Annotated in this window: 4 protein-coding genes and 1 pseudogene; 4 read left to right on the top strand and 1 reads right to left on the bottom strand. The window is 77.0% G+C overall.

The features are described 5' to 3' along the window. Positions 1–271 (top strand): FAD:protein FMN transferase (locus B0E53_RS34705; RefSeq protein ID WP_210406336.1); only part of this gene is annotated, 271 nt, incomplete at its 5' end. Here the strand turns inward: B0E53_RS34705 and B0E53_RS34710 are convergent. After that, positions 253–1,443 (bottom strand): FAD-dependent monooxygenase, encoded by a 1,191-nt coding sequence (locus B0E53_RS34710; RefSeq protein ID WP_107079749.1) that lies wholly within the window; start codon positions 1,441–1,443, stop codon positions 253–255. The genes B0E53_RS34705 and B0E53_RS34710 overlap by 19 nt on opposite strands. Before the next feature lie 75 nt (positions 1,444–1,518). Here B0E53_RS34710 and B0E53_RS34715 point away from each other — a divergent pair, with 75 nt between their 5' ends. From B0E53_RS34715 to B0E53_RS34725, 3 genes and pseudogenes are all read left to right on the top strand, one after another. Continuing rightward, on the top strand, positions 1,519–2,244 hold the full coding sequence (locus B0E53_RS34715; RefSeq protein WP_246835754.1) for a TetR/AcrR family transcriptional regulator C-terminal domain-containing protein: 726 nt from the start codon (positions 1,519–1,521) through the stop codon (positions 2,242–2,244). A 108-nt stretch (positions 2,245–2,352) separates the two neighbouring features. Further along, positions 2,353–2,841, top strand: coding sequence for a YbaK/EbsC family protein (locus B0E53_RS34720; protein WP_107079750.1), 489 nt, complete (start codon positions 2,353–2,355; stop codon positions 2,839–2,841). Then, positions 2,838–3,196: pseudogene (locus tag B0E53_RS34725) on the top strand (monooxygenase); the annotation flags it as partial. The gene B0E53_RS34720 and the pseudogene B0E53_RS34725, both read left to right, overlap by 4 nt.

Genomic DNA, 3,196 nt, shown 5'->3' on the forward strand with positions numbered 1-3,196 from the left:
CACGTCGGGCACCGCGCGGCGCGGCGCGCACATCACCGACCCACGCGCCGGCCGGCCGGCCGAGGCCGTCCGGTCGGTCACCGTGGTCGGCCCCGAGCTGCTCTGGGCCGACGTGTACGCCACCGCGGCCGTCGCCCGCGGCGCGGACGCGCTGGACTGGCTGGCCGCCCTGGACGGGTACGCGGCCCTGCTGGTGGACGCCGCCGGTCGGGTCCGGGCCACCCCGAACTGGCCCGGCTCCCGAGCGGCGGCTCAGACCCGCGCCGCGTAGTCGGGCAGGTCGGCCTCGGTGGCCAGCGACCCGGTGCTACGCACCAGCAGCGACTGGACCGGGCGGGTGGCCAGCAGCCGGTCGCGCAGCCACAGCCCCCAGCCGGTGGCCGGGGCGAGGAAGTGGCCGGGGCTGGCGCCGCGCTGCCAGCGGCCGGCGTAGGCCCGCATCCGCCGCTCGTACGCGGGCAGCGCCACCCGGTGGTCGCCCCCGGCCAGGGCCAGCTCGCCGGCGAGCACGTACGCCCCGACCAGGCCCGTGCCCACCCCCATCCCGCCGAGGGTCACCCCCCAGGCCGCGTCGCCGAGCAGCACCGCCCGGCCGGCGTGCCAGCGGGGCACGCTGACCCGGGCGATCGCGTCGAAGTAGAGCTCGGGCGCGTCCCGCAGGCCGGCCAGCAGCCGGGGCACGTGCCAGCCCAGCCCGGCGAAGGCGTCGGCGACCAGCGCCTTCTGCCGGTCGAGGTCGAGCCGGTCGTGGTCCTGGCGGGGCGAGGCGAACACCACCAGGGCGGTGGCCCGGTCCGGCTCGCGCTGGTCGGCGGCCACGCTGGCCATCCGGCCGGGCACGTTGTACTGCCGCGGGACCGGGCCCGCCCCGAGGTCGTTGGGCAGGTCCCAGCCGGCCAGGTGGTAGCCGAGGTGGGTGACGTACGCCGACTCCGGCCCGAACGCCAGCCGGCGCACCCCGGAGTGCAGCCCGTCCGCCCCGACCACCAGGTCGACGGTGCGGGAGGCGCCCCGGGCGAGGTCGACCCGCATCCCGTCGGCGGTCTCGGTGAGCGCCGTGATCCGGTCGCCGAACAGGTATCCGACCCGGTCGGCGCCGTGCTCGTGGAGGATCCGGGACAGGTCCCGGCGGCGGACCTCCAGCTCGCCGCCGGCGAACTCGGCCGGCAGCCGGAAGACCTCCCGGTCGTGCTCGTCCACCCGGCTCATCGCGCCGGCGTGGGTCTGCACCGCGCGCAGCTCGTCGAGGACGCCCATGGCGGCGAGCACGCCGAGGTGGGTCGGCCCGCGGAAGTCGACCGCGAAGCCGCTGGTCCGCAGTGCGGGAGCGGCCTCGACGACGGTGACCTCGGCCCCGTGCCGGGCCAGCCACCAGGCCACCGCCGGGCCGGCCACCCCGGCGCCGGAGACGAGCACGCGGAAACCGCGCAGTGGAGTGGGCATGTCTTCCCCCGTTCTAAACTGTGTCCCTCGGATACAGAGTACTGTAGACACAGTTTCGATCCGAGAACAAGGGGGGTGACCGTGGAGACCGGTGGCCTCGACCAACGCCGGCTGTACGAGCTGCTGTGGGGCACCCCGCCCGGCCCCCGGCGCGGGCCACGGCCCACCCTCACGCTGGCCGCGATCGCCCGGGCCGGCATCACCATCGCCGACGCCGACGGGCTCGACGGGCTGACCATGCAGCGGGTCGCCGAGTCGCTGGACGTCACCAAGATGGCGCTCTACCGCTACGTGCCCGGCCGCGCCGAACTGGTGGCGCTGATGCTGGAGGCGGCGGTCGGCGAGCCGCCCGCACCGCCGGCCGACGCCGACTGGCGCGGCCGGCTCGACGACTGGACCCGGCAACTGTTCGACCGGTTCCGCCGGCACCCGTGGGCCCAGGCGGCGACCGTCGGCCCCCGGGTGCCCGGCCCGAACGAGCTGGCCTGGCTGGAACGGGTGGTCGCCGCCCTCGCCAGCACCGGGCTGACCGGCGCCGAGCAGCTCGACGTCGCGGTGCTCCTGGTCGGGCACGCCCGCAACCTGGCCCAGCACGCGGCACCGGACGACGCTCCCGGCGGGAGCCGGGAGGCCGCCTTCGACGTCCTGGTCCGTGGCCGGGAGGAGCGGTTCCCCGCGCTCGACGCCGCCCTGCGCGACATCGACCCGAACACCCCCGACCAGGCCCTCGACTTCGGCCTGGCCCGGATCCTCGACGGCATCGAGGCGCTCATCGCCACCCGCGCGACCCGTCGACCATGAAGTTGTCGGCCAGCCACCGGCGCGTCGCGACAACAACTTCATGATCGACGCACCGGGGGTGGGGCGGGGGCGTGCCAGCGGGGGTGGACGGGTGGGGAGAATGAGGGCATGCAGCCACACCCGAACGTGCAGGCGGTGCAGCGGGCGCTCGACGACGCGGGCGCGCGGGACGGTTCCGGCGGCCCGAGCCAGGTCCGCCTGCTGCCCGAGGCCGTGCACACCGCCGCCGCGGCGGCCCAGGCGCTCGGCGTCGGAGTCGGCGCCATCGCCAACTCGCTCGTCTTCGACGCCGACGACGCGCCGCTGCTGGTGCTCACCTCCGGCGCGCACCGGGTGGACACCGCCGGGCTGGCCGCGTCCCTCGGCGTCACCCACCTGCGCCGGGCCACCCCGGAGTTCGTCAAGCGGCACACCGGGCAGGTGATCGGCGGGGTCGCCCCGGTCGGCCACCCGCAGCCGCTGCGCACCCTCGTGGACACCGCGCTGGCGACGTATGACGAGGTGTGGGCGGCCGGCGGCGTGCCGCAGGCGGTCTTCCCCACCACGTACGCGGAGCTGCTGCGACTCACCTCCGGCACCCCGACCGAGGTGGCGTGACTCCCGAACTCGTCACGCTGCACGTGTGGCGGATCCCCCGGACGGCCGTCCCCCGGGCGCTGGCCCGGATGGCGACCCACCCGGCGCGGCTGCGCCGGATGCCCGGCGTCCGGTTCGCCAAGCTGCTCGGCACCGGGACCGGCACCGGCTTCGGTCCCGGCGACACCGACCTGACCCGGTGGGCCGCCCTCGTGGTGTGGGACTCCCCCGCCGCGGCGACCGGCTTCGACGCCTCCCCGGTCGGCCGCTCCTGGGCCCGGCTGGCCCGGGCCGGCGTCCGGGTGGAGCTGCGCCCGCTGACCAGCCGGGGCGAGTGGTCCGGCCGCCGGCCGTTCGGCGAGCCGTCCGGCGGGCG

The sequence above is a fragment of the Micromonospora sp. MH33 genome (assembly GCF_003013775.1).
Classification (GTDB): domain Bacteria; phylum Actinomycetota; class Actinomycetes; order Mycobacteriales; family Micromonosporaceae; genus Micromonospora; species Micromonospora fulviviridis.

Bases quoted from the DNA above. Each gene is read 5' to 3' on its own strand.
- B0E53_RS34710 (WP_107079749.1), bottom strand. From the start codon at position 1,443: ATGCCCACTCCACTGCGCGGTTTCCGCGTGCTCGTCTCCGGCGCCGGG.
- B0E53_RS34720 (WP_107079750.1), top strand. From the start codon at position 2,353: ATGCAGCCACACCCGAACGTGCAGGCGGTGCAGCGGGCGCTCGACGAC.